Consider the following 24320-nt stretch of genomic DNA (forward strand, 5'->3'; position numbering starts at 1 on the left):
TTCCTTAACTGGCGCCCGCGACGGTGAGTCACAGGGGGCGCCGCATGGCTTGTGGCAGACTTCGGGGCCGCATTCGCCACCTCGCCACCATGCCTCGCAGTCACTATACCGGCCTCACCGGACTTTCCGATGACCTGCCCGTTCAGGCGGGATTGCTGCTGGTGAACCTGGGCACGCCCGCGGCGCCCACGGCGCGCGCGTTGCGTCCGTATTTGGCGGAGTTCCTCGGCGATCCGCGCGTGATCGAGTCTCCGCGCTGGCTGTGGTGGCTGATCCTGCACGGGGTGATCCTGCGCATCCGGCCGCCGCGCTCGGCGCATGCCTACCAGCGCGTCTGGACGCCGCAGGGCTCGCCGCTGCGGGTCGGCAGCGAGGCGCTGGCCGCGGCGCTGCAGGAAACCCTGTCGCGGCGCATGCCGGGTCCGCTCAAGGTGGCCCTGGCCATGCGCTACGGCCAGCCGTCGGTGGCGGCGCAGATCGAACAGATGATGCGCGAAGGCGTGCGCCGGCTGCTGGTGCTGCCGCTGTATCCGCAGTATTCGGCCACCTCGACCGGCTCGGTGCTGGATGCGGTGGCGGACAGCTTCAAGACCCTGCGCTGGCCACCGGAGCTGCGCGTGGTCAACGACTATCACGACGATCCCGGCCATATCGACGCGCTGGCGCGCAGCATCGAGGGCTGGTGGAACATCAACGGGCGCGGCGACAAGCTGCTGCTGTCCTTCCACGGCATTCCCCAGCGCTATACCGAAGCCGGCGACCCGTACTTCCTGCACTGCCAGGCCACCGCGCGACTGCTGCGCGAACGCCTGGGCCTGACGCCTGAGCAGCTGATCGTCAGCTTCCAGTCCCGCGTGGGCCGCGAGCCATGGCTGCAGCCGTACACCGACGCCACCGTGCGCGAACTGGCGGCGCAGGGCGTAAAGCGGCTCGATGTGGCCTGCCCCGGCTTTGCGGTCGATTGCCTGGAGACGCTGGAAGAGATCGCCATGCAGAACCGCGATTTCTTTATCGAGGCCGGCGGCCAGGAGCTGCGCTACATCCCCGCGCTCAACCACAGCCCGGGCCAGGTCGACAGCCTGGCCGAGCTGGCCCTGCGCCATATGCAGGGCTGGCCGGAGCGCGACGGCGCATGAGCGCGCCAACCGAGCGCGCGATCGAACTGCCGGCGCTGGCGCTGCGCGCCCTGGTATGGGGCGAAGACGGCCTGCCGCCGCTGCTTGCCCTGCACGGCTGGCTGGACAACGCCGGCAGCTATGCGCGGCTGGCGCCGCTGCTGGCGCAACAGCGCCAGGTGATCGCGCTGGAACTGCCCGGCCACGGCCACTCCGACCATCTCCCGCCAGGCCTGCACTACCACTTCGTCGATTACGTGCGCTGCGTGCTGGCCGCGGCGGACGCGCTCGGCCTGGAACGCTTCGACCTGCTCGGCCATTCGCTCGGCGCCGGCATCGCCGCGCTGTCGGCCGCCGCGGCGCCTGCGCGCATTGGCCAGCTGCTGCTGATCGAAGGACTCGGCCCGCTGGGCGACGACGGCACGCATACCTTGCAGCGCTTCCGCGACGGCATCGCCACCGCGCCGAACGGCAAGGGGCTGCGCGTGTTCCGCGAGATCGACCAGGCCATCGCGGCACGCGCCATCGCCGGTGGCCTGCGCGCCGAGCTGGCCCGGCCGATCGTCGAGCGCGGCCTGGCGGAAGTCGCGGACGGATGGTGCTGGCGCAGCGATCCGCGCCTGACCCGCACCTCGCCGCTGCGTATCGCCGAGGCGCAGATCCATGCCTTGCTGCGCGGCATCGCGGCGCCCACGGCGCTGCTGCTGGCCGAACCGGCCACCTCGTACCTGCCCAGCGGGCCGATGCTGCAGCGCGCGGCCTGCGTCGCCGACATCGCGGTCAGCCACCTGCAAGGCGGCCACCATCTGCACCTGGAACACCCGCAAGCGGTCGCGGCCTGGGCCCTGGCCCGGCTCGGCCCCTGACCAACGGCACGCGGCGCGGCGCAGCGCGTCCGTACACTGCAAGCCATGCAGCACCTAGGGCGCGCCAACTTCGGATCTCCGCAGCACCGCCTGTCAATCGGCGGGATGCTGGTCACCGCCACCACCTATGCGGGCGAAGGCGTATTGCCGCTGCACGAGCATGACGACGCCTACCTGTGCCTGGTCGCCGACGGCGCCTATACGCAGCAGGCCTCGGGCGCGCACACCGACTGCTCGCCCGGCCTGCTGCTGACGCATCCGCAAGGGCATCGCCACGCCAATCGCTTTTCGACGCGCGGCGCGCGCTGCCTCAGCATCTTTCCTTCGCGCGAACTGGCCGACAGCGGCGGATTGCAGCGGCTGCTCGGCGACTACCAGGCGCTGCGCCTGCCCGATGCCGCGCGCCTGCTGGCGCGCATCGAACGCGAGCTGGCGGCCGACGACGATGCCGCGCCGCTGGCGCTGCAATCGGCGGTGTTCGAACTGGTCGCATTGGCCTGCCGCAACGAGCGCGAGGACAAGCGCCCGGCCTGGCTGGCGAAAGTGCTGCAGCGGCTGCACGACGATCCGCTGAGCGAACTCTCGCTGCCGGAACTGGGGCGATTGGCCGGTGTGCATCCGGCGCATCTGGCGCGGCGCTTCCAGCAGGCGCAGGGCATGTCGGTGGGGGACTACCGGCGCGCCTTGCGCATCCGCCAGGCCTGCCGCGCCCTGGCCGATGGCGTGCGGCCGATTGCCGAGGTCGCCGCCGAAGCAGGCTTCGCCGACCAGAGCCATTTCGCGCGCGTGTTCAAGCGCGTCACCGGCCAGACGCCGCGTGACTACCGGCACAAAACGCAACGCGCGTCCTGAAACCTCAGCTTCGTCCTAGTCGGCACGGAGCGCAGCCGGCAGCATGCGTTCCGCACGCCACGGAGACGAACGCCATGCTGAAACCATCCCTGCCCCGCCGGCTGATCCTCGCCAGCCTGCTATTGCCGGCGCTCGCCTGCGCCAGCGACGCCGACACGCTGCTGCGCCAGTTGCGCGAAGCGCATGGCGCGGAGGCCTGGCGCCGCCACGGCGCGCTCGTCGCGCAAGGCCGCGAGGAAGCCGATGGCTTCAGCGGCGAATGGCGGATGGCCGTGGACCTGCGCAACGGCCACTACGCCGAACACGCCAGCACGCCGATGTTCACCCGCGCCGACGGAACCAACGAACAGGGCCGCTGGCATCAGGACATCACCGGCCTGAGCCATCCGTACGACTCGGCGGAGGCAAAGATCGTCGCCACCAACCAGGACTGGCTGCGCCGCTTCGCCTTCCTCGCCGCGAACGACGACACGCGTTACCGCGCATTGCCGGAAGCGGACGCCAACGGCCACCACTACCAGCGCCTGGAAGCCACCCCGGCCGGCGGCCGCGCGATCACGCTGTGGCTGGATCCGTCCACCCATCGCCTCGACCACGCCACCTGGGCCAGCTCCTTCCTGCTCGCCACCGAGGCCTACGCCGACTATCGCGACGTGGACGGCGTGCCACTGCCGTTCCGCATCACCGCCAGCGCGGTGACCGCCGGGGGCGGCGCCGACAGCAGCAGCACCGACATCGTGCAGAACTACCGCTGGCTCGAACGCGTACCGGCCGATGCGCTGGCCCGTCCCGGCAACACCGTGCGCGATGTGAGCCTGGCCGGCGGCGCGCGCCGCACCACGGTGCCGATGCAGTTGTCCGGAGGCATGTTGCTGGTCGAGGCGACCATCGACGGCAAAGGGCCGATGCCTTTCATCCTCGATACCGGCGGCCATGCCATTCTCACGACGGATGCGGCGAAGAAGCTCGGCATCGCCACTCAAGGCGCCGGCGTCAGCACCGGCTCCGGTCCCGGCTCGATGTCGACGGCGTATGCGCGGGTGGGCCATCTGGGCATGGGCGATGCAGACATCCGCGATCTCACCTTCCTGGTGATGCCGTATCCGCACGAGTTCAACGAACGCGGCGAAGGCCGCGAGCCGATCGCGGGCATCCTGGGCCTGGAGATCTTCGAGCGTTTCGCCGTCACCTTCGACTACGACAAACGGCAGCTGGTGCTGCAGGCCTACGACCACGGCGAAGCGCCGGCAGCAGAGCCCGGCGAGCGAGTGCCGCTGAAGTTCACCGACGATATGCCGCTGGTCGATGCCAGCCTCGATGGCAAGCCCGGCGTGTTCGGCATCGACACCGGCAACAGCGGCATGGTCCTGCTGTTTCCGCAGTGGGCGGAGCGCAATGGCATTGCTACGCATTATGAGCATGGCGCTCCAGCGCCCACCGGCGGTGTCGGCGGCCTGTTCACCGCGCACTTCGCGCATGCGCAGTCGCTGCAGCTCGGCGGCCGGCGCCTGGACAACGTGGTGGCCATGCTGACCCGCGCCGATGCCGGCGCCACCGGCAATCCCACCGAGGCGGGCAATATCGGGCAGGACATCCTGTCGCGCTTCAACGTGCACTTCGACTACCGGCGCGGCGAGATGGTGCTGCTGCCGCGCAGTCCGGCCATCACGCGGCAGTACGCGATGGCCGGCTTCCGCGCGGGCAAGTCGGCGGAACAGCCGGATCGCTACAAGGTGACCTGGGTGTTGGCGGGCAGTCCCGCGGCCGAGGCCGGACTCAAGGCCGGCGACTTTATCGTGGCGGTGAACGACAAGGCGGCGAAGTCGATCGGCCTGGGCGAACTGCGCGACGCCGTCATGAACCTGCCGGAAGGCACGCCGCTGAAGCTGACGCTGGATGGCGGCAAGGTGCTGGAGATGCGCCTGCGCGACGTAGCGCCACGCTGAACCGGCGTAGGTTGGGGTGAGCACCAGCGAACCCCAACATGGTGCAGCGCCTGTCACCTCCGTTGGGGTTCGCTGGCGCTCACCCCAACCTACAGATGCTTCAGTCGAGCGTCTTGCGCCCGTCGGCGCGGGGCTGCACTTCGATCGTCGCGGTCATGCCCGCGGCGATCAGCACATCCGGCGGCAGGTGTTCGGTATCGATGGCGATACGCACCGGCACGCGCTGCGCCAGGCGCACCCAGTTGAAGGTGGGGTTCACGTCGGCGAGCAGGTCGGAACCGGTGGGGTTGTCGCGGTCGGTGATGCCGCGCGCGATGCCGGTGATCTCGCCCTTGAGGCGCGCGCCGCCGGCCATCAGGCGGATATTCACCGGATCGCCCACGCGCAGGTGCGGCAGCTTGGTTTCCTCGAAATAGCCGTAGATGTAGTAGCTGTGGCTGTCGATCAGCGCCAGCCGCGGCGAGCCGGTGGCGGCGTAGTCGCCGACACGGATGTCGAGATTGGTGACATAGCCGTCGACCGGCGCGCGCACTTCGGTGCGTTCCAGATCGAGTTTCGCGCGGTCCAGCGCCACCTGCGCCTGCTCCACCGCGGCCTCGGCCTGCTGGCGCGAGGCATTGGCCTGGTTGCCGCTGGCCTGCGCCTGCTGCCAGGTGGCGCGCGCGGCATTGGCCGACGACTGCGCGTCGGTGCGCACTTCCTGCGACACCACATCGCCCAGCCGCTGGCGGCGCACGGCCTGCTCGGCGGCCATGTCGTAGTCGGCCTTGCGCGCCACGGCGCTGGCCAGGGCCGCGTTGATATTGGCGCCGGCGGCACGCGCGCTGGCTTCGGCGGCGGCGAGATTGGCCTGCGCCTGGCCCACGGCGTACTCGAAGCGCGGCCGGTCGATCGAGAACAGCAGGTCGCCTTTCTTCACCTGCTGGTTGTCGATCACCGCGACGCGGGTGACCAGGCCGGACACATCCGGCGCGATGCGCACCACCTCGGCGCGCACGCGGCCGTCGCGGGTCCACGGCGAGTACATGTAGTGGCGCCATAGCGCGTGGCCGAGCAGCGCGGCGATCACGACGACGGCGGCGGTGAGGGCGAAACGGAGCAGCGATGCGATTTTCATGGTTGAAGGCTCAGGGAAACAGCAGCAGTCCGGCGGCGCCGAACATGCACACGAAGAGGGCCAGCCGGAACAGCGGCGGATGCCAGACGAAGCGATACAGGCCGAACCGGCCGACCACGGTATCGACCGCCCACAGCGCCAGCAGGCAGCCGATGAAAACCACCAGCAGGCCGGGCACCAGGGCGTCGGCGAGAGCGACTTCGCTCGGGATGAACTTATGCAGCATCAGGAGACTCCGCGGCCGGGCTCGCCTCGATATAGGGAGCCATCGCCGATTCGTCGTCGCGCAGCGCGCTGCGCAACAGGTAGAGATGGGTCAGCGCGGCCTGGCAGGTCGAAGGCGACTGCGCGAGGTGGGCGTTGGTGATGGCGATGGCGTGGGCGACGCTGCGGTCGGCCTCGCGCCAGCGGTCGGCGCCGGGCTGCGCGTAGAGCGCGCCGAGCGCGTGCACGGCGTCCTGCACCGGCGCCACCACCGAGTGCGGCATGCCGCTGCGCGCAATGTCCTGGCGCAGCTCGATCACCGCGCGGCCGCATTCGTGCACCGACAGCGCCCAGGCCAGCAGGCTGCGCGATTCGTCCGTGTCCGGCCGGGTGTAGGTCACCACCTGCTGCACGATGTCGCGATTGACGCTCTCGAAGCTGGACAGCAGGCCCGGCAGCGGCGCGTTCGCGGCCAGCACCACCTGGTGCCGCAATTGCACCAGCTGGCGGCGGCGCTGCCAGAGCGAGCCCGTCACCGCCGGCACGAAGATAAAGAACACCGCCGTCATGGCGATGCCGACGACCTGGGCGATCGCATCGTTGAGGAAGCGCGTGGGGTCGTACACCATCGGGTTCTTCAGCGCGAGGATGTACACGTAGCCCAGCGTGTAGCCCGCGCCCACGCCCGGCAGCGTGTGGTTGCGCGTGGTGAGGTAGGGGCCGATCAGCAGGAACGGCAGCGTGCCCAAGATCAGCATGGCGAAGCCGTCGCCGCCCGGCAGCCCGTAGAAGGTGACGAGGTAGCCGCCGACCATGCCGGCCACATAGCCGCCGAGCGTGTTGGTCACCGCGATCATCGGATACGCCGACGCCGCGAACAGGCCGCTGAAGATGGTCGCCAGCAGCATCGCGCTGGAGCCGTAGCTCCAGCCGCTGCCCAGCCAGAACACGCTGAGCACGGCCATGGTGAGGAAGGTGCGCAGTACGCTCACCGCGGCGCCCAGGGCGTCGTTGCCGCGGCGGAAATGCACGATCTCCACCGCACCTTTGAGATTGCCTTCGCGCAGCGAGGCTTCCAGTGCGGTGAAGTCGCGCATCTCGCTGCAGAAGCGGCGCAGCAGGCTGGCGCCGGTGTCGAATTCCAGCCAGGCATCGGCCGGCAGCGCCGCACGCAGACGCGCGGCCAGCGGCGGCAGCACGTCTTCGCAGGCTTTCAGGCGCGGAGCGAGCACGGCGGGGTCCTGCTGCTGCGCGGGGTCGGGCGAGAGCGCGTCGCCGATCGGCGCGTACAGCGCGATCAGTGCGGCGGCGACGTTGCCGTGCCCGGCACGCTGCAGCCGGTTGATCAGGTGATGGGCGGATTGGAAGCTGGTGGACGCGGCCATGTAGCGCTGATTGAGCAGGCGCATGCGGCTGCTGCGGGCGCGCGCTTCCGGGTCTTCGAAGATCACCGAGGCGCGCAGGTCTTCCAGCTGCACCGCGGCGCGCACGAAGCGCAGGTGCGCCTTCTCCATCTCGCGCCGCGGAATGGCGCCGCCGGTACTGCCGCGCGCGAAATCGATGAAATGCGCGAAGTGCTCGCGTGCGCTGCGGCGAAGCAGCGGGCGCAGGCGCTCGGGCAGGATCACGTCGCTGACCACGCCGGACACGATGATGCCGAGCATCACCTCGCTCACGCGCATCACCGCGGAGTCGAACACGTTCAGCGGATTGCTCACCGCCGGCAGGGTGACGATGGCCGCCGTATAGCCGGCCAGCACGAAGCCGTAGGCGGCGAAGTTGCGGTACAGCGTGGCGCCGCCGGCGCACAGCGCCACCCACAGCGAAAGACTGAGCAGGAACAGTTCGCGCTGCTGCGGGAACAGGCTCATCAGCACCAGCCCGAACAGGCTGCCGGCAAACGTACCCAGCGCGCGATAGAAGCTCTTCGCCAGCACCATGCCGCTCTGCGGATGCATGACGATGGCGACGGTAATCATCGCGGTGGCCGGCTGCTCCAGCTGGAACAGCATGGCCAGCCAGCAGGTGATGTACATGGCCAGCAGGGTCTTGGCCACGAACACCCACGACACCTGCTCCTCGGCGAGGAAGGCGGGCAGCCAGGCCCAGCGCGATGCGGCGGCCGTGGAAGTGGAGTCGGCGGGGGCCATGGACTCAGGCCGGGTCCACGTGGTCGAGGAATTTCTTCAGCAGCCGCTCCAGCTGCGCGGATTCGCGCGGCTGCAGCCCGCCGGCCTGCCGCTCGAGCAGGTCGCAGATGCCAGGCAGGAAGCTCTCGATCATCGCCAGCCCCTTCGCCGTCAACGTAAGCGTGACCTTGCGGCGGTCCTCATCGCTGGCGGTGCGCTCGATCAGGCCCTTGTCGCACAGCTCGTTGGTCAGCCGCGTGATGTTGGCGGACTTCTCCCCCGCCGCATCCGCCAGTTGCGAGGGGTTGAGCGTATAGCCCTCGGTGCCGTAGAGCATCATCAGGAGGTTGTATTCCGGATGGTTGATGCCGTACGGCTTGAGCATGGCGTTGGCGTCGTCATGCACGCGCTTGTAGATGTGCTTGACCAGGCGCACCAGCACGGCCGGGTCGCGCGGGAACTCGGGATAGCGCCGGCAGGTGATGGCCAGGCGTTGCTCGGTGGGGGCGAAGCTGCTCATGCTGATTCCGCTCAATTAGTACATTTATGTACAACTTATTTATGAATATTATTCTTGTGCGGGAACTGGCGCAACCGGGATTTTCCGGAGCACAAAAAAAACGCCCCTCGAAAGGGGCGTTTTTCTCGTATTTCCAGCAGCTTGCGGGAAGGCTCAACCCTTGATCGGGAAGGTCTCCGCATTGCCTCCGGCCGACTGCGCCGGCTTCGGCATCGCGCTCGGGCGGCCGGCGGACGGGCGGTTGGCGCCGCATTCGTAGGCGCCCCAGGGCTGCGAACCCTCGGACGGCTCGGCCAGCGGCTTGACGGTGTCGGCGTGCATCTTGGCCGCCTCGTTGCGCGCCATCACTTCCAGCTCGTCGCGCACCTTGATGTCGTTGCGGTTGATCGGCCCCACCCGGTTCATCACCGACACGGTGACCTTGCCCAGCTCATGGCAGGAGGACACGTCGCCGCTCCATACCGTGCGGACGTTCCTGGCGGCATCGTCCAGGGTGATGCCCCAGGAACAGGCACCGAGCAGCAGGGCCACGGGAACGAGCAGCAGGGTCTTGCGCATGGGTGACTCCATGGGGTGTCCAAAAGAAGGGCCGGGCAGTGTCCTGCCCGGCCCACATCCTAGCGTGCGCCGATGTCGGCAGCCCACGCCCGGCTGAACGGCGAGCGGCGCGACGCCGCCCGCGCTGCGCTTACTTGCCGGCCTTGGCCTTCGGCGCCGGCTTGGCCGCCACCGGCTTGCCGTCGGCGTCGATCACCTGCACCTCGCCCAGCTTCAGCGCGCGCACCGGCTGCTCGATCTTGCTGAGGTCGCCGACGATCACCCAGGTCAGCGCCTGCGGCTTGACGATCTCGCCGATCGCCGCCTGCGCGCTGGCCTGGTTCACCGCCTCGGTGTGCTGCTTGAGGGTCTGCACGTAATCGTCCGGACGGCCGTACTGCACGATCTCGCTGAGCGCGCCGAGCACCGAGCCGGTGGTCTCGAAGCTGCCCGGCAGGCCGCGCACGTTGGACGCCTTGATCTTGTCCACTTCCTGCGTGGTGAGCGGCTTGGCGCCGACCACCGCGACGGCTTCCTTCTCCACTTCACGCGCGGATTCGGCGGTCTTGTCGGTCTGCACCGGCGCATACATCAGGAACGGCCGCTGCCCGCGCGCATCGCGCAGGAAGCTGAAGGCGCCATAGGCCCAGCGCTTGTCCTCGCGCAGGTTCATGTTGAGGCGCGAGGTGAAGCTGCCGCCGAACGCGCCGTTGGCCACGTCGATCTCGATATCGTTCGGCGCCTTGCTGGACGGCGCCAGCAGGCCGGCCAGGATCAGCGACTGCGGCGCATCCGGCCGGTCGATCAGGAACACGCGCGGCTTGGCCTGGATGGCGACCTTGGCGATGTTCTTCTGCGGCCGTGGCGTGGCCGGAACCTTCCAGTCGTCGAACACGGCGTCGAGCTGCGGAATGATCTCCTCCAGCGTGGTGTCGCCGGCGACCAGGATCTTCACGTTGTCCGGCCGCAGCCAGTTGCGCTGGAAGCCGGCCAGGTCATCGGCCGTGAGCGACTTGATCGCCGCCTCAGTGCCGGTACCGGTGAACGGGATGCCGTAGGCATGGTCATGGCCGTACAACAGCGGCGGCAGCGTGCGCAGAGCCAGGCCGGTGGGCTGGGTCTTTTCCTGGGCGATACCGGCCAGCCACTGGCCACGCACACGCTCGATGTCGTCCGCCTTGAAGGCCGGGTTGCGCACAATGTCGGCGAACAGTTCCAGCGACGGCTTGAGCTGGTCGTTGAGCGCGTTGAGCGCGGCAGTGCAGCTATCCAGGCCGCAACCGATGCTGGTGATCGCGCCCAGGCGCTGCTTGCGCTTGGACACTTCCACCGAGTCGAGCGACTTGGTGCTTTCGTTCATCAGCGTGGTGGCGAAGCTGGCGGTGCCGAGCTTGTGGCCCTGGTCGGCGGCATAGCCGGCGTCGAACTGCAGATGGATCTGCGTCACCGGCACGGTGTGGCGCTGCGCCAGCACCACTTCGATGCCGTTCTTCAGCTTGCCGCGCTCCAGCTTGGGGAAGCTCAGGTCGGGGAACTGGTTGACCTGCGGCACGCCCTTGGCGCGATCGACTTCGTTCTTGCCCACGCTGTATTGCTGCGCGGCGGGCAGCTTCGCCTCCGGACGGCCCTGCGCGTCGGACAGCGCCGCCACCTGGGCGTCTTCCTTGTCCGCGTCGAAGCCTTCGGCGGCCGGCAGCACGGTCAGCAGGTAGTCGCCCTTGCTCAGCCACTTGCCGGCGGCGGACTTCACGCTGGCGATGGTGGCGGTGTCGATGCGCTCCAGGTCTTTCTTGTACGCGCCCGGATCGCCGCGATAGACCTGGCCCTCGGCCAGGATCACGGCCTTGCCGCCGAAGCCGCCGACCTTCTCCAGCCCGCGCACGAAGGAGGCGCGGTTGCCGACCTTGGCGCGATCCAGTTCGTCCTGGGTCGGACCGTCGGCGAGGAATTTCTTCAGCTCGTCCGCCACGGCCGCTTCGACCTTGGCCGGGTCCACGCCTTCGCGCACGTCGGCCTGGATCTGGAACTGGCTGGCCAGCGCAAACGGCGACACGCTGGCGGAAATGTCGTCGACCAGCTTGTCCTGGTAGACCAGCCGCTGGTACAGGCGCGAGGTCTTGCCGCCGCCGAGCGCGGTGGAGGCCAGATCCAGCGAGACCATGTCGTCCGTGCCCAGCTGCGGCACCACCCAGGTGCGGTAGATGCGCGGCTGCGACACGTGGTCGTGCTGCACGCCGCGGCTGGACTTGGCCAGCGGGGTGATCCACGGCTGCTGGCGCGGCACCGGCGGGCCGGCCGGGATGTCGCCGAAGTACTTGGTCAGCTTGTCCTTGGCCTGCGCGGGCGTGATGTCGCCGGCCAGCACGATCACCGTGTTGGCGGCGCCGTAGTAGTCGTGGAACCACTGCTTCACGTCGGCCAGCGAGGCGGCGTCCAGGTCCTTCATGGAGCCGATGGTGTCGTGCTGGTACGGGTGGTTGGCCGGGTACGTATTGGACAGGATGTTCTGGTCCACGCGGCCGTAGGGGCGGTTCTCGCCCTGGCGCTTTTCGTTCTGCACCACGCCGCGCTGGGTATCGAGTTCCTTCTGGCCGATCGCGCCGAGCAGGTGGCCCATGCGGTCCGATTCCATCCACAGCGCCATGTCCAGCGCGGTGGTCGGCACCGTCTCGAAGTAATTGGTGCGGTCGAACCAGGTGGTGCCGTTCATGTCGGTGGCGCCGGCCAGCTCGAACGGCGCGAAATAGGTGCCCTTGTGGTTCTCCGAGCCGGAGAACATCAGGTGTTCGAACAGATGCGCAAAGCCGGTCTTGCCCTTGGGTTCGTCGCCGGAACCGACGTGGTACCAGATGCTCACCGCCACCACCGGCGCCTTGTGGTCCTCGTGCACCACCACGGTCAGCCCGTTGGGCAGGGTGAAGCGGGTATAGGCGATCTCGGGGATGGTCTGCGTGGCCGGGGCGGCCAGGGAAGGCGACGGCGCTGTCATGGCGACTCCGGCGGACAGAAGCCCGGCAATAAGCAGGGCAAGGGGCTTGCGCATGGATGAACCTCCTGTTTCACAGAACCTCCGAGGCTAGTCATGCGTGGGGGGAACCGCAAATGACCTTCGGCCGATTGACCGGCAAAGCCGGCCGATCGGGTACGACAAGCGTCCGGACAGTGTCCGCTGGCGTGCGCGCAGTGTCCGCGGACAGCGGAAGGGAGCCGGCCGCGCATCCTAAGTGCCGCCAAATCAAGACCTTGTGACGTGGCACGGCTTGGCACGGCGCTTGCCACCTTAAGGGCGTAGGACCCCATACCTGTAGGACCCCATGCCCTGTCGGAGACACCCCATGAAATTCGAAGCCCTGATGTTGCGCGGTCTGTTCGCCGGCTGCCTGCTGGTGTGCGGGCTGATCCTGATGGCGATGGTCAACGCCTCTCCCGATGCCATCCGCCTGGCTGCCAGCGGCAGCGCCGGCCAGCTCAGCCCCGCCGTCCACGCGCAGTGCCTGCTGCCGGCCGACGGCGTGGTGTGCCCCCGCCTGGGCGGTTGAACGCCGGACGGGGCGCTGTTCCAGCGCGCGCCCCGCACAGATGAGCGTTCATCGATAATGGCCGGATGCTGCATGTCATCCTGTTCCATCCCGAGATCCCGCCGAACACCGGCAACGTCATCCGCCTCTGCGCCAACACGGGCGCCTCGCTGCACCTGATCCGGCCGCTGGGTTTCGAGCTCGACGACGCGCGCCTGCGCCGCGCCGGCCTGGACTACCACGAGTACGCCAACCTGGCCGTACACGACGATCTCGACAGCTGCCTCGCCGCCCTGGCGCATCCACGCGTGTTCGCCTTCTCCACCCGCGGCCGCGTCGCCCACGTCGATGCACGCTATGCGCCCGGCGATGCCTTACTGTTCGGCTGCGAAACCGCCGGCCTGCCCGGCGCGGTGCTCGACGCGATTCCCGAGGACTGCCGCCTGCGCCTGCCGATGCGTCCACACAGCCGCAGCTTGAATCTCTCCAACACCGTCGCCGTGGCCGTGTACGAGGCGTGGCGCCAGCTGGGCTTCGACGGCGCATCCTGACTTGTTGCCGCAGGGCGAGTCCGCGCGCCCTGCCGCTACAATGCCGGCCCATGACCGCACCCGCTCCCCGCCCCTTGCTGCCGCGCCCGCTGCGCGTGATCGCCGGCCGCGCGCTCGAGACCGCGTTGAACCACGTGCTCTCGCTCGATCCCGACACCGTGCAGCGCCTGTCCGCGCTGGACGGGCGCAGCGTGCAACTGCAGCTGGAAGGCCCCGCGCTGACCTTGGCGATCAGCGTGCACGAAGGCCGCCTCAAGGTCGGCCCCGGCCACGAGGACAGCCACCTGCGCGTGCGCGCCACGCCGGGCAGCCTGCTGGCGATGGCGCTGCGGCGCGACGACGAAGGCGTGGCGCCGGGCAAGGTGGATATCGCCGGCGACGCGGAACTGGCGCGCCGCCTGGGAAAACTGGCGGCGAAGTTCGCCCCGGATTTCGAAGAAGCCTTCACCCGCACCTTCGGCGACGTGCTCGGCGTGCCGCTGGCCAAGGCCGTGCGCGAAGCGCTGGCGCATGCGCGCGAAAGCGGCAGCCATCTGGCCGAAGACAGCGCCGACTGGCTGCGCGACGAAGTGCGCGTGGCCGCCGCGCCGGGCGAAGTGGAAAGCTTCCTCGACGGCGTGGACAGCTTGCGCGAACGCAGCGAACGCCTGGAATCGCGGCTGGCGCGACTGGAACAGAAGCTCAAAGGAAACGCCGCGTGACGCCGCTGAAAGTCGTGCCGCGCGTGCTGCGCGTCGCCTCGGTGCTGCTGGCCTACCGGCTCGACGAGCTGGTCGATGCCGCGCATCTGTTCCGCCCGCTGAAACTGCTGCGCCCGTTGCTCGCCAGGCCGCGTCCCGGTGTGGCGAACCTGCCGCGCGGCGCGCGCCTGCGCCTGGCACTGACCGAGCTGGGCCCGATCTTCGTCAAGGCCGGCCAGGTGCTGTCGACCCGGCGCGACCTGGTGCCCGGCGATATCGCCAATGAACTGGCCCTGCTGCAGGACCAGGTGCCGCCCTTCCCCGGTGCCGAAGCGCGCGCGATCGTGGAGCGCGAACTGAAGGCACCGGTGACGCAGCTGTTCGCGCACTTCGACGAAACGCCGCTGGCCTCGGCCTCGATCGCCCAGGTGCATGCGGCCGTGCTGCAGGACGGGCGCGAGGTGGTGGTGAAGGTGCTGCGCCCCGGCATCGACCAGCGCATCGCGCGCGACGTCGCCCTGCTGCATTCGCTGGGCGAACTGGCCCAGCGCTGGCATCCGAACGCCGACAAGATCCGCCCGCTCGACGTAGTAGCCGAAGTCGAGAAGATGCTGGAGAACGAGCTGGACCTGCAGCGCGAAGGCGCCAGCGCCAGCCTGCTGCGGCGCAATTTCGAAAGCGGCGTGGACCTGTACGTGCCCGAGGTGCACTGGGACCTCACCGCCGAGCGCGTGCTGACCCTGGAGCGCGTCAACGGCGTGAGCTGTGACGACATCGCGGCCATCGACGCCGCCGGCGTGGACCGCAAGACGCTCGCCGCCAAGGGCGTGCGCGTGTTCTACGAACAGGTGTTCCGCGACAATTTCTTCCACGCCGACGCGCACCCGGGGAACATCTGGGTCGACGTGGCGCGCTCGACCGAGCCGCGCTTCATCGCGCTGGACTTCGGCATCATGGGTTCGCTGCCGGAGGCGGACCAGTACTGGCTGGCGCAGAATTTCATCGCGCTGTTCGAGCGCGACTACGCGCGCATCGCGCAGCTGCACGTCGACGCCGGCTGGATGCCGAACACCGTGCGCATGGACGAACTGGAAGCGGCCGTGCGCACGGTGTGCGAGCCGTATTTCACCCGCCCGCTGTCGCAGATCTCGCTGGCCGAGCTGGTGGTGAAGCTGTTCCAGACCGCGCGCCGCTTCGAGCTGACCCTGCAGCCGCAGCTGATCCTGCTGCAGAAGACGCTGCTGAATATCGAGGGCGTCGGCCGCATGCTCGATCCGGACATCGATATCTGGGCGGTGGCGCATCCGGTGCTCAAGCGCATCCTGCGCGAGCGCTACAGCCCGCGCCGCACGCTGCGCGAAGTGCGCAAGCGCTTGCCGGAATGGTTCCATGCGGCGCCGCAGTTTCCGGAGCTGATCCGCGAAGCGCTGCGCCAGGTGGCGCGCGGCGAACAGCGCGGGCTGGCCGATCCGCTGGAACTGGCGCAGCGCCAGGAAGCCTCGCGCCGGCAGCAGCGCGCGATCGCCAGCGGCCTGCTCGGCGGTGCGCTGCTGCTGAGCGCCACGCTGTTGTGGACGCAGGCGCCGCAGCATGGCGTGTGGTTGCCGATCCTCGCCGCCGTGGCCGGGCTGTGCTCCTTTGTCGCCGGCTGGCCGAGGCGTTGAAGCAGGCAGCCGCGCAGCACGCATGACCGTTCTCGATCTGATCTACCAGGACGATGCCCTGATCGCGGTGAACAAGCCCGCGGGCCTGGCCGTGCATCGCTCCAAGCTGGTCGGCCCTGCCGACGAATTCCTGATCGACCTGCTGCGCGAGCAGGTCGGCGGCACCGTGAACCTGGCGCACCGGCTGGACCGCGCGACCAGCGGCGTGCTGCTGGTGGCACGCTCGGCCGAGGTCGCCGCGGCGCTGGGCGAGCAGTTCATGGGCCGCGACGTGCACAAGCAATACCTCGCGGTGGTGCGCGGCTGGCCCGAGCCGGAAGAAGCGCTGATCGACTATCCGCTGCCCGGCGCGCGCGACAGCGGCCCGCGCCGCGATGCGCGCACGCGCTATCGCCGCCTGGCCACGGTCGAAGTGCCGATCGCGCTGGGCCGCTACCCACAGCAGCGCTACGGCATGGTGCTGGCGGAGCCGGAGACCGGCCGCTTCCGCCAGATCCGCAAGCACCTGGCGCATCTGCACCATCCGGTGATCGGCGATTGCCAGCACGGCCGCAGCGATCACAACCGGCTGTACAAGCAGTACTTCAGCTGCCATCGCATGCTGCTGCATGCGTGGCGGGTGAGTTTCGCGCACCCGCTCAGCGGTGCGCCGATGCGGCTGGAGGCGCCGCTGGATGCGGCCTTCGCCAGCGTGCTCGCGCGCTTCGGCTGGGCCTTGCCCGAGATCGCCTGACTCCGGATGGGCGGCCCGCCCCGGCCCCGCTACACTGCGCGGCATGCTTACCGTCAGCCGATCCCTAGCGCTGCCCGAGACCGAGCTGACCGAGCGCTTTCTGCGCGCCGACGGCCCCGGCGGGCAGCATGTCAATCGCACCGAAAGCGCGGTGGAACTGCGCTTCGATGTCGCGCGCTCGCCGACCCTGCCCGAGCCGCTGCGCGAGCGCCTGCTGGCGCGCCGCGACCGCCGCCTCACCGAGGACGGCGTGCTGGTGATCCAGGCCCGCCGCTTCCGCGACCAGGCGCGCAACCGCGACGACGCGCGCGAGCGTCTGGTCGAGATCATCCGCGCGGTGCTGGTGCCGCCCAAGCCGCGCGTCGCCACCAAGCCCTCGCGCGCCTCCAAGGAGCGCCGCCTGGTCGGCAAGCAGCAGCGCGGGAAGATCAAGCAGACGCGCTCGCGCAACTGGAGTTCCGAATGAGCCGCCCCGTCGTCCCGCCGGCTCCGCCCGCGGCGCCCCAGCTCAAGAGCCGCTTCTGGCCGTGGCTCTCGCGCGGCGTGCTGCGGCTGTGCGGGTGGCGCCTGCTGGGCGAGCTGCCGGACGTGCCCAAGCTGATCCTGATCGGCGCGCCGCACTCGTCGTACTGGGACGGCCTGTGGGGCCTGCTGATGAAGATCGGCGTGGGCGCCGAGATCAACGTCATGATCAAGCGCGAGGTGCTGGACGGCCCGCTCGGCATCATCCTGCGCCCGATCGGCATGATCGCGATCAACCGCAAGGCCGCGCTCAACGTGGTGGGCCAGATGGTGGAGCGCTTCCAGCAGAACGAGCGCATGTGGCTGGGCATCACGCCCGAGGGCACGCGCAAGCAGGTCAAGGAGTGGAAGTCCGGCTTCCTGCGCATCGCGCACGAGGCCAACGTGCCGATCCAGACCCTTTTCATCGACTACCCGACCAAGACCTTCACGCTGGGGCCGGTGGTGCATGCCACCGGCGATCACGATGCGGACATGCTGAAGATCCGCGCGCTGTTCCGTCCCTATCGCGGCAAGCACCGCAACACGGAGTGATTCCGATGGAAGCGCTCGGCATCCAGCATTTCGGCGCCTTCGTCCTGGCCTGCATCGCGCTGGCGCTGACGCCGGGCCTGGACACCTTCTACATCCTCGCCCGCAGCGGCCGCGAAGGACGCACGGTGGGCGTGGCGGCGGTGCTGGGCATCAATACCGGCTGCCTGGTGCACACGCTGGCGGCGGTGCTGGGCATCTCGGCGATCCTGATGACCTCGGCGCTGGCGTTCGCGGCGCTGAAGTATCTGGGCGCCGCCTATCTGGTGTGGGTGGGCCTGCGCATGCTGCTGGCGAAGCAGAGTGCGCGCCAGCCGACGGTGACGCGCGGCCGCGGCCTGGCCGCGGCGTTCCGCCAGGGCATGCTCACCAATGTGCTGAACCCGAAAGTGGCGCTGTTCTTCCTCGCCTTCCTGCCGCAGTTCGTGTCGATGCAGGCGCCGCACCCGCAATGGGGGCTGGCGCTGCTCGGGTTGAGCGTCATCGGCGTCGGCATGGTGTGGTCGATGGTGCTGGCGATGCTGGGTGGCCAGGTGCATCGGCTGCTCGATGCCCGCCCGCATCTGGGGCAGTGGATGGATCGCGCCTGCGGCACGGTGCTGCTGGGTTTCGGCATCCGGCTGGCGATGCAGCGGCAGCAGTGAGGCTCGGCGCAGGTTGGGGTGAGCCATAGGCGAACCCCAACATCGGGCGCCTCGCATCGTTGGGGTTCGCCTGCGGCTCACCCCAACCTACCGTTCGGAATGCCCCGATTCGTCGTAATCGCGATGGGTCAGTAGACCCGGGCGGATCAGGTCGATGAACGCCCGCGCCTCCGCGCTGAGGAATTTGCCCTTGCGCATCACCACGCCGTAAGCGCGTTGCGGAAAGTACTGGCGCAGATTGCGCACCGCCAGCCGCGCGCGGTCCGCTTCGGTGATGCAGATGCCGGTGACGATAGAGATCCCCAGGCCCATCGCGACGTATTCCTTGATCACGTCCCAGCCGCCCACTTCGATCGCCACCTGGTACGGCACCTGCCGCTGCTGGAACACCAGGTCGACCATGCGGTAGGTCGACAGCCGCTGCGGCGGCAGGATCAGGCCGTAGGGCGATAGATCCTCGAGCCGGATGCTCTCCTTCGCTGCCAGCGGATGATCCGGCGGGGTGATCAGCATCGGGTCGTAGTGGTAGACCGGCGCCCAGGCGATGTCGTTGGGCACGTCCAGCATCGAGCCCACCGCGAAATCCGCCTGGTCCGCGCGCAGCAGGGCCATGCCGTCCTTGCCGGTGACATTGGCCAGCTGCAATTGCACGGCCGGGTATTGCTCGCGGTAGCGGCGCACCAGGTCCGGCAGCAGGTACTGGATGGTGGAGGTGCCGGCGGCGATGGTCAGCCGGCCGCTCTGCAGCCCCTTCACCTTGGCCTGGAAATCGCGGTCCAGCGCTTCCCAGCCTTCCACCAGCGGGCGCGCCAGCTCGTACAGCGCCTCGCCGGCGTCGGTGAGGTTGATGCGGCGCCGGCTGCGTTCGAGCAGCCGCGTACCCAGCTCCCGCTCCAGCGCCTGCAGCTGCAGGCTCACGCTGGGCTGGGACAGATACAGCGCCTCGGCGGCACGGGTCAGGGTGCCCAGCTTCACCGTGTAGACGAAGGCGCGCAGCTGCTTCTGGCGATTGCCCTTGTAGTAGAAGCGCGCCGTGCCCTCGGCGGGCGCGACATCGTCGGCACGACGCCGCGGAGTCGATTTTCGGCCCTTGCGAGGCTTGTTCAGCTTATCGGACGCCTTGGTCACGGCTTTTGACTCAATGAGTTAGATAGATCATTAGCAATGCCAATATCTAAGATTGAAACATTCGCTTTGTCAAAGACAAGCTCCGCGACCTAGTGTCAGCCCATCGTCATCGATGGAGAAGCCCCATGGCCGTCCCCCAAGAACGCCTGCCCCAGCCGTCCGTCCGGATCGAGGGCAAGACCGGCCCCGGCCACGAAAACATCCTGACCCCCGCGGCCCTGGCCTTCCTGGCCGGCCTGCACCGCCGCTTCAACGGGCGCCGGCTGGACCTGCTGGCCGCCCGCCGCGCCCGCCAGGCCCGCTACGACGCCGGTCAGCTGCCCGATTTCCGCGCCGATACCCTGGCCATCCGCGAGGGCCAGTGGACAGTCGGCAAGATCCCCGCTGCCCTGCAGGACCGCAGGGTCGAGATCACCGGCCCGGTCGAGCGCAAGATGATCATCAACGCGCTGAATTCCGGCGCGAAGGTGTTCATGGCCGACTTCGAGGATTCCAGCGCGCCGACGCTGGCCAACCAGCTCGACGGCCAGATCAACCTGCGCGATGCCGTGAACGGCACCATCGGCTACACCTCGCCCGAGGGAAAGACCTACCGCGTCGGCCATGACCCGGCGGTGCTGGTGGTGCGCCCGCGCGGCTGGCACCTGCCCGAGCGCCATCTCAGCGTGGACGGCGAGCCGATGTCCGGCGCCCTGGTCGACTTCGGCCTGTACGCCTTCCACAACGCCCGCAGCCTGCAGGCGCGCGACCGCGGCCCGTACTTCTACCTGCCCAAGCTGGAAGCGATGGAAGAAGCCGCGCTGTGGCATGAGGTGATGGCCGCCGCCGAGGACGCGCTCGATCTGCCGGCCAACTGCATGAAGGCCACCGTGCTGATCGAGACGCTGCCGGCGGTGTTCCAGATGCACGAGATCCTGCATGCGCTGCGCGAGCGCGCCGTGGGCCTGAACTGCGGCCGCTGGGACTACATCTTTTCCTACCTGAAGACCTTGCGCGGCCACCGCGACCGCCTGCTGCCGGAGCGCGGCCAGGTGTTGATGACGGTGCCGTTTTTGAAGGCCTATTCGGAGCTGCTGATCCAGACCTGCCATCGCCGCGGCGCGTTCGCCATGGGCGGCATGGCGGCGCAGATCCCGATCAAGGGCGACGAGGCGGCGAACGAAGCGGCCATGGCCAAGGTGCGCGCGGACAAGCTGCGCGAAGTGCAGGCCGGCCACGACGGCACCTGGGTCGCGCACCCGGCGCTGGTGCCGGTGGCGCGCGAGATTTTCGACCAGTACATGCCCTCGCCGAACCAGCTCAACGTGGCGCGCGCCGATGTGCAGGTTACGCGCGACCAACTGATCGCACCTTGCGCCGGCACCATCAGCCGCGCCGGCTTCGACAACAACGTGGAAGTGGCGCTGCGCTACACCGCTGCCTGGCTGGAAGGCCTGGGCTGCGTGCCGATCCATCACTTGATGGAAGACGCCGCCACCGCCGAGATCGCCCGCTCGCAGCTATGGCAGTGGCTGCATCACGGCGGCGTCGAATTCAGCGACCACGCACCGATCGATTTCGCCCTGTTCGACCAGGCGCTCGCCGCGCATACGCACCGCCTGCGCGCCAGCACGCATCCCGGCGCCGCGCGCGCCGACGACGCCGCGGCCCTGCTCGCCAGGCTGACCCATGCCACGCAGCTTGGCGACTTCCTCACCCTGCCCGCCTACGACCGCCTCGCCTGAGCGCGAACGTCTCGAAGCCCTTTAGTTACAGGAGTCACGTCATGAAGAACATCCTGCCCACCGCCGACCAGCTCACCCTCGACTGGCAGAACAACCCGCGCTGGAACGGCGTGCGCCGCAACTACACCGCCGCGGACGTGGTGCGCCTGCGCGGCACCGTGCCGGTGGAGCATTCGATCGCCCGCCACGGCGCGGAGCGGCTGTGGAAATCGCTGCAGCAGGAAGACTTCGTCAACGCGCTCGGCGCGCTGACCGGCAACCAGGCCATGCAGCAGGTGAAGGCCGGCCTCAAGGCGATCTATCTCAGCGGCTGGCAGGTCGCAGCGGACGCCAATCTCGCCGGCGAGATGTATCCGGACCAGTCGCTGTACCCGGCCAACTCGGTGCCGCAGGTGGTCAAGCGCATCAACAACACCTTGCTGCGCGCGGACCAGCTGCATCACGCCGAAGGCAACGACGAGATCGACTGGATGGTGCCGATCGTGGCCGACGCGGAAGCCGGCTTCGGCGGCGTGCTCAATGCGTTCGAACTGATGAAGGCGATGATCGAAGCCGGCGCATCGGGCGTGCATTTCGAAGACCAGCTCGCCTCGGTGAAGAAGTGCGGCCACATGGGCGGCAAGGTGCTGGTGCCGACGCGCGAAGCGGTCGACAAGCTCACCGCCGCGCGCCTGGCCGCCGACGTGCTGGGCGTGCCTACCTTGCTGGTGGCGCGCACCGACGCGGACGCGGCGGACCTGCTCACCTCCGACATCGACGACAACGACCGCCCGTTCGTCACCGGCGAACGCACCGTCGAAGGCTTCTACCGCGTGCGCCCCGGCCTGGACCAGGCGATCAGCCGCGGCCTGGCCTACGCACCCCACGCCGACCTGGTGTGGTGCGAAACCAGCAAGCCGAACCTGGAGGAAGCGCGCAAGTTCGCCGAGGCGATCCACGCGCAGTTCCCCGGCAAGCTGCTGGCCTATAACTGTTCGCCGAGCTTCAACTGGAAGAAGAACCTGGACGACGCGACCATTGCCAGGTTCCAGCGCGAGCTGGGCGCGATGGGCTACAAGTTCCAGTTCATCACCCTGGCCGGCTTCCACAGCCTCAACTACGGCATGTTCGACCTGGCCCACGGCTATGCACGCCGCCAGATGAGCGCCTTCGTGGAATTGCAGGAGCGCGAATTCGCCGCGGCCGAGCGCGGCTTCACCGCGGTGAAGCATCAGCGCGAGGTCGGCACCGGTTACTTCGACCAGGTGACGCAGGCGATCCAGCAGGGGCAGTCGTCGACCACCGCCTTGAAGGGTTCCACCGAGGAAGCGCAGTTCCACGCGCGGCGCGCTTCGGCCGCCTGATCCAACTATCGCTTGGCGTGGCGCTGGCAAGGAAGCTGGCGCGGGAGCCGGTGGGTTCGCCCGCCGGCTCCCGCCATGCAGGGAGGCTTAGTCGGCCGGCACCAGCGCGATCACCAGCCAGCCGGGGCGCGGTTCCAGTTCGCGATGCGCGGACACCACACGCAGCACGCCCTTCTCGTCGACACCGAACAGCAGCACCGTTCCCGATCCGTATTGCTCGATGAAATGCGGCCAGTCGAAGGTGGCCGACAGGCGCGTGGACTTGATGCGCCAGCCCTGCGCAAGACGTTCCGCGAAGCGCGCGTGGGTCATGTCCTCGGCGAACAGCGGCGGCGCCATCAAGGTGCCGGCCAGCATGGCGCGGCCGTTCGATTCCTGCGGCGGCAGCACGCGCAGCAGATAAACCCGGTCGCGGCCGAACTCCTGCCGGTAATGCACGCAGACCAGCGAATTGCGCTCGCGCTGGATAGACAGCGCCAGCAGCGTGCCGATGCCGGTGAGGTCGAGATTGCGCTCGGCATAGCTGGACGCGGGATTGCCGAAGAACGTGCTCAGCCCTTCCATGCGCGCGATGCGCACGTCTTCCCAGGCGTCGTCCGCCAGCACCACGCGGAAACCCGCATCGCCCAGGGCCTTGGCGATGGCGCGCGCGACTTCGTCCGAACCGGCGATCAGCACGCCGTCCGGATCGGGCTCCGACACTTTCAGCCAGCGCGCCAGCGGACGCGCGGTGGCGCTCTGCAGCACCACCGTGCCGATGATCAGGATGAATACCAGCGGCACCAGCGCCCGCGCGTCGTGCATGCCCAGCGCTTCCAGCTTCAACGCGAACAGCGCCGACACCGAGGCCGCGACGATGCCGCGCGGCGCGACCCAGGCGATCAACGCGCGCTCGCGCCAGTTCAGCGCGCTGCCGATGCTGGAGATGACCACGGTGAGCGGCCGCACGATCAGCTGCGCGGCGACGAAGATCGCGATACCCGCCCACAGCATCCCATCCGGCAGCGGCCATTCCAGGCGCGCCGCCAGCAGGATGAAAAGTGTGGAAACCAGCAAGGTGGTGAGGCTTTCCTTGAAATCGAGGATGTCGTCGATATGCACGCCGCGCATATTGCCCAGCGCGATGCCCATCACCGTGACGGTGAGCAGGCCGGATTCGTGCGCGATCGCATTGGACAGGCAGAACGCCAGCAGCACCGCGGCGAGCACGCCGAAGTTCTGCAGGTAGTCGGGAATCAGCTGGCGACGCAGCAGGAAACCCATGGTCCACGCGGCCAGCGCGCCGGCCACGCTGCCGCAGATCACCGTGGCGAGAAACACGCCGATGGTGTGGCCCTGGTGGCGCGACACGATGGCTTCGTAGATCAGCACCGCGAACAGCGCACCCAGCGGATCGATCACGATGCCTTCCCAGCGCAGCGTGTTGGCGATGCGCGCATTCGGGCGCAGGGTGCGCAGCATCGGCGCGATCACCGTCGGGCCGGTGACGCAGGTCAGCGCGCCGAACAGCCAGGCCAGCTCCCAGCGCAGCCCGGCGAAGTAATGGCCGGCCACCGCCAGCAGCACCAGCGCCACCACTGCGCCATAGCTGACCAGGCCGCGCACCGCGTGGCCGATGCCGCGCAGTTCGTCGAAACGCAGGGTCAGGCTGCCTTCGAACAGGATCACCGCGACCGCCAGCGATACCACCGGGAACAGCAGCTCGCCCAGCAACTGGTCCGGATGCAGCACGCCAAAGACCGGGCCCGACAGGATGCCGGCCAGCAGCAGGAACAGGATCGCGGGAAGCCGCACGCGCCAGGCCAGCCATTGCGCCAGGAAGCCGATGCTGAGCATGCCCGCGAGCATCAGGCTGATATGGAGCGTGCTCATTTGCGTTCCCTCGTCGAGTGCGGCGACAGGGTAGCTGCGCCGGCCGGCCGCGCAGTCTCTGCGCCACGGGGCGTGGACGCTATAGGAGCAATCCGAAACGAAACGAGAAGGGGGCTGCGGAGGG

General features: G+C 68.7%; 22 protein-coding genes. 14 read left to right on the forward strand and 8 right to left on the reverse strand.

What is annotated here, in order from left to right; genetic code table 11:
- Window positions 1-89 precede the first annotated feature (89 nt).
- The 4 genes from hemH (at window position 90) to AB4083_RS16380 (ending at window position 4779) form a co-directional block, all read left to right on the forward strand.
- Window positions 90-1136 carry a ferrochelatase gene (hemH, locus tag AB4083_RS16365; protein ID WP_441609146.1) on the forward strand — a complete coding sequence of 349 codons (1047 nt, stop codon included), beginning with the start codon at window positions 90-92 and terminating at the stop codon, window positions 1134-1136.
- Window positions 1133-1981: an alpha/beta fold hydrolase gene (locus tag AB4083_RS16370; protein WP_441609147.1), complete on the forward strand. Its 849-nt coding sequence runs from the start codon at window positions 1133-1135 to the stop codon at window positions 1979-1981. The genes hemH and AB4083_RS16370 overlap by 4 nt, the downstream gene beginning before the upstream one ends.
- 105 nt (window positions 1982-2086) lie before the next feature.
- Window positions 2087-2833 carry a helix-turn-helix transcriptional regulator gene (locus tag AB4083_RS16375; RefSeq protein ID WP_441609148.1) on the forward strand — a complete coding sequence of 249 codons (747 nt, stop codon included), beginning with the start codon at window positions 2087-2089 and terminating at the stop codon, window positions 2831-2833.
- Between the two features lie 74 nt (window positions 2834-2907).
- Window positions 2908-4779, forward strand: coding sequence for an aspartyl protease family protein (locus AB4083_RS16380; protein WP_441609149.1), 1872 nt, complete (start codon window positions 2908-2910; stop codon window positions 4777-4779).
- A 100-nt stretch (window positions 4780-4879) separates the two neighbouring features.
- Here AB4083_RS16380 and AB4083_RS16385 read toward each other — a convergent pair whose 3' ends face one another.
- The 6 genes from AB4083_RS16385 to AB4083_RS16410 form a co-directional block, all read right to left on the reverse strand.
- Window positions 4880-5896, reverse strand: a complete 1017-nt coding sequence (locus AB4083_RS16385) for an HlyD family secretion protein (protein ID WP_441609150.1) — start codon at window positions 5894-5896, stop codon at window positions 4880-4882.
- 10 nt (window positions 5897-5906) lie between these two features.
- The gene (locus AB4083_RS16390) at window positions 5907-6122 is read right to left on the reverse strand and encodes a DUF1656 domain-containing protein (protein ID WP_441609151.1); all 216 of its coding nucleotides are present in this window, start codon (window positions 6120-6122) and stop codon (window positions 5907-5909) included.
- Window positions 6112-8250 carry an FUSC family protein gene (locus AB4083_RS16395; RefSeq protein ID WP_441609152.1) on the reverse strand — a complete coding sequence of 713 codons (2139 nt, stop codon included), beginning with the start codon at window positions 8248-8250 and terminating at the stop codon, window positions 6112-6114. The genes AB4083_RS16390 and AB4083_RS16395 overlap by 11 nt, the downstream gene beginning before the upstream one ends.
- A gap of 4 nt (window positions 8251-8254) precedes the next feature.
- The gene (locus AB4083_RS16400; protein ID WP_441609153.1) at window positions 8255-8749 is read right to left on the reverse strand and encodes a MarR family transcriptional regulator; all 495 of its coding nucleotides are present in this window, start codon (window positions 8747-8749) and stop codon (window positions 8255-8257) included.
- A gap of 153 nt (window positions 8750-8902) precedes the next feature.
- Window positions 8903-9307 carry a DUF4156 domain-containing protein gene (locus AB4083_RS16405; RefSeq protein ID WP_441609154.1) on the reverse strand — a complete coding sequence of 135 codons (405 nt, stop codon included), beginning with the start codon at window positions 9305-9307 and terminating at the stop codon, window positions 8903-8905.
- Window positions 9308-9437: 130 nt separating this feature from the next.
- Window positions 9438-12275, reverse strand: coding sequence for a M16 family metallopeptidase (locus tag AB4083_RS16410; RefSeq protein ID WP_441609231.1), 2838 nt, complete (start codon window positions 12273-12275; stop codon window positions 9438-9440).
- Window positions 12276-12621: 346 nt separating this feature from the next.
- Between AB4083_RS16410 and AB4083_RS16415 the strand changes: the two genes are divergently transcribed.
- The 8 genes from AB4083_RS16415 (at window position 12622) to AB4083_RS16450 (ending at window position 18129) form a co-directional block, all read left to right on the forward strand.
- Entirely contained in the window at window positions 12622-12825 is a 204-nt protein-coding gene (locus tag AB4083_RS16415; RefSeq protein WP_441609155.1) for a hypothetical protein, read from the forward strand.
- Between the two features lie 65 nt (window positions 12826-12890).
- Window positions 12891-13355: a tRNA (uridine(34)/cytosine(34)/5-carboxymethylaminomethyluridine(34)-2'-O)-methyltransferase TrmL gene (gene trmL, locus AB4083_RS16420; RefSeq protein ID WP_441609156.1), complete on the forward strand. Its 465-nt coding sequence runs from the start codon at window positions 12891-12893 to the stop codon at window positions 13353-13355.
- A gap of 50 nt (window positions 13356-13405) precedes the next feature.
- Window positions 13406-14056 carry a ubiquinone biosynthesis accessory factor UbiJ gene (locus tag AB4083_RS16425; RefSeq protein ID WP_441609157.1) on the forward strand — a complete coding sequence of 217 codons (651 nt, stop codon included), beginning with the start codon at window positions 13406-13408 and terminating at the stop codon, window positions 14054-14056.
- Window positions 14053-15699: a ubiquinone biosynthesis regulatory protein kinase UbiB gene (ubiB, locus tag AB4083_RS16430; RefSeq protein WP_441609158.1), complete on the forward strand. Its 1647-nt coding sequence runs from the start codon at window positions 14053-14055 to the stop codon at window positions 15697-15699. Before AB4083_RS16425 ends, ubiB begins: the two co-directional genes overlap by 4 nt.
- Before the next feature lie 22 nt (window positions 15700-15721).
- A complete protein-coding gene (locus AB4083_RS16435) occupies window positions 15722-16432 on the forward strand; it encodes a pseudouridine synthase (protein ID WP_441609159.1) in 711 nt (236 codons plus the stop codon).
- Between the two features lie 43 nt (window positions 16433-16475).
- A complete protein-coding gene (arfB, locus tag AB4083_RS16440) occupies window positions 16476-16898 on the forward strand; it encodes an alternative ribosome rescue aminoacyl-tRNA hydrolase ArfB (RefSeq protein ID WP_441609160.1) in 423 nt (140 codons plus the stop codon).
- Window positions 16895-17488 (forward strand): 1-acyl-sn-glycerol-3-phosphate acyltransferase, encoded by a 594-nt coding sequence (locus AB4083_RS16445; protein ID WP_441609161.1) that lies wholly within the window; start codon window positions 16895-16897, stop codon window positions 17486-17488. Before arfB ends, AB4083_RS16445 begins: the two co-directional genes overlap by 4 nt.
- Before the next feature lie 5 nt (window positions 17489-17493).
- Window positions 17494-18129: a LysE family translocator gene (locus AB4083_RS16450; protein ID WP_441609162.1), complete on the forward strand. Its 636-nt coding sequence runs from the start codon at window positions 17494-17496 to the stop codon at window positions 18127-18129.
- Between the two features lie 87 nt (window positions 18130-18216).
- Here the strand turns inward: AB4083_RS16450 and AB4083_RS16455 are convergent, their stop codons facing one another.
- Window positions 18217-19257, reverse strand: a complete 1041-nt coding sequence (locus tag AB4083_RS16455; RefSeq protein WP_441609163.1) for a LysR family transcriptional regulator — start codon at window positions 19255-19257, stop codon at window positions 18217-18219.
- Between the two features lie 125 nt (window positions 19258-19382).
- Here AB4083_RS16455 and aceB point away from each other — a divergent pair, with 125 nt between their 5' ends.
- Window positions 19383-20981, forward strand: a complete 1599-nt coding sequence (gene aceB, locus AB4083_RS16460) for a malate synthase A (protein WP_441609164.1) — start codon at window positions 19383-19385, stop codon at window positions 20979-20981.
- A 41-nt stretch (window positions 20982-21022) separates the two neighbouring features.
- Window positions 21023-22324, forward strand: a complete 1302-nt coding sequence (gene aceA / locus AB4083_RS16465) for an isocitrate lyase (protein WP_441609165.1) — start codon at window positions 21023-21025, stop codon at window positions 22322-22324.
- Window positions 22325-22411: 87 nt separating this feature from the next.
- Here the strand turns inward: aceA and AB4083_RS16470 are convergent, their stop codons facing one another.
- On the reverse strand, window positions 22412-24196 hold the full coding sequence (locus tag AB4083_RS16470; RefSeq protein WP_441609166.1) for a cation:proton antiporter: 1785 nt from the start codon (window positions 24194-24196) through the stop codon (window positions 22412-22414).
- Between the last annotated feature and the right edge of the window lie 124 nt (window positions 24197-24320).

Source organism: Dyella sp. 2RAB6 (genome assembly GCF_052115385.1).
Lineage (GTDB): Bacteria > Pseudomonadota > Gammaproteobacteria > Xanthomonadales > Rhodanobacteraceae > Dyella_D.

Excerpts from the sequence above, each read along its gene's own strand:
- aceA (WP_441609165.1), top strand. The coding sequence starts at position 21,023 with ATGAAGAACATCCTGCCCACCGCCGACCAGCTCACCCTCGACTGGCAG.
- AB4083_RS16405 (WP_441609154.1), bottom strand. The coding sequence starts at position 9,307 with ATGCGCAAGACCCTGCTGCTCGTTCCCGTGGCCCTGCTGCTCGGTGCC.
- AB4083_RS16425 (WP_441609157.1), top strand. The coding sequence starts at position 13,406 with ATGACCGCACCCGCTCCCCGCCCCTTGCTGCCGCGCCCGCTGCGCGTG.
- AB4083_RS16450 (WP_441609162.1), top strand. The coding sequence starts at position 17,494 with ATGGAAGCGCTCGGCATCCAGCATTTCGGCGCCTTCGTCCTGGCCTGC.
- AB4083_RS16395 (WP_441609152.1), bottom strand. The coding sequence starts at position 8,250 with ATGGCCCCCGCCGACTCCACTTCCACGGCCGCCGCATCGCGCTGGGCC.
- AB4083_RS16470 (WP_441609166.1), bottom strand. The coding sequence starts at position 24,196 with ATGAGCACGCTCCATATCAGCCTGATGCTCGCGGGCATGCTCAGCATC.
- arfB (WP_441609160.1), top strand. The coding sequence starts at position 16,476 with ATGCTTACCGTCAGCCGATCCCTAGCGCTGCCCGAGACCGAGCTGACC.
- AB4083_RS16370 (WP_441609147.1), top strand. The coding sequence starts at position 1,133 with ATGAGCGCGCCAACCGAGCGCGCGATCGAACTGCCGGCGCTGGCGCTG.
- AB4083_RS16400 (WP_441609153.1), bottom strand. The coding sequence starts at position 8,749 with ATGAGCAGCTTCGCCCCCACCGAGCAACGCCTGGCCATCACCTGCCGG.
- AB4083_RS16410 (WP_441609231.1), bottom strand. The coding sequence starts at position 12,275 with ATGACAGCGCCGTCGCCTTCCCTGGCCGCCCCGGCCACGCAGACCATC.
- AB4083_RS16375 (WP_441609148.1), top strand. The coding sequence starts at position 2,087 with ATGCTGGTCACCGCCACCACCTATGCGGGCGAAGGCGTATTGCCGCTG.
- AB4083_RS16415 (WP_441609155.1), top strand. The coding sequence starts at position 12,622 with ATGAAATTCGAAGCCCTGATGTTGCGCGGTCTGTTCGCCGGCTGCCTG.
- aceB (WP_441609164.1), top strand. The coding sequence starts at position 19,383 with ATGGCCGTCCCCCAAGAACGCCTGCCCCAGCCGTCCGTCCGGATCGAG.
- trmL (WP_441609156.1), top strand. The coding sequence starts at position 12,891 with ATGCTGCATGTCATCCTGTTCCATCCCGAGATCCCGCCGAACACCGGC.
- AB4083_RS16380 (WP_441609149.1), top strand. The coding sequence starts at position 2,908 with ATGCTGAAACCATCCCTGCCCCGCCGGCTGATCCTCGCCAGCCTGCTA.
- AB4083_RS16435 (WP_441609159.1), top strand. The coding sequence starts at position 15,722 with ATGACCGTTCTCGATCTGATCTACCAGGACGATGCCCTGATCGCGGTG.
- hemH (WP_441609146.1), top strand. The coding sequence starts at position 90 with ATGCCTCGCAGTCACTATACCGGCCTCACCGGACTTTCCGATGACCTG.
- AB4083_RS16445 (WP_441609161.1), top strand. The coding sequence starts at position 16,895 with ATGAGCCGCCCCGTCGTCCCGCCGGCTCCGCCCGCGGCGCCCCAGCTC.
- AB4083_RS16385 (WP_441609150.1), bottom strand. The coding sequence starts at position 5,896 with ATGAAAATCGCATCGCTGCTCCGTTTCGCCCTCACCGCCGCCGTCGTC.
- AB4083_RS16390 (WP_441609151.1), bottom strand. The coding sequence starts at position 6,122 with ATGCTGCATAAGTTCATCCCGAGCGAAGTCGCTCTCGCCGACGCCCTG.